Genomic DNA, 274 nt, shown 5'->3' on the forward strand with positions numbered 1-274 from the left:
GAAAGGAGACAGTGACATGACATATATATTAAAAACGAATCAGTTAACGAAAGTGTTTAAAGGGAAAGAAGTTATTTCTAGCGTTAACATGCATGTGAAAAAGGGAGAGATATACGGTTTCTTAGGACCGAATGGTGCAGGTAAAACAACGATTATGAAAATGATCACAAATTTAATAAAACCGACGAGCGGTGATATTGAAATTTTTGATGAGAAGTTAACGGATACATCTTATGAATTGTTAAAGCGCATGGGGACAATTATCGAATATCCA

The 274-nt window shown here is 34.3% G+C and carries 1 protein-coding gene; it reads left to right on the forward strand.

All coding sequences use genetic code 11. The features are described 5' to 3' along the window. Positions 1-16 precede the first annotated feature (16 nt). Positions 17-274 (forward strand): ATP-binding cassette domain-containing protein (locus tag F1003_RS18690; RefSeq protein WP_155090357.1); only part of this gene is annotated, 258 nt, incomplete at its 3' end.

This window comes from Winogradskyella ouciana, assembly GCF_009709615.1.
Classification (GTDB): domain Bacteria; phylum Bacteroidota; class Bacteroidia; order Flavobacteriales; family Flavobacteriaceae; genus Winogradskyella; species Winogradskyella ouciana.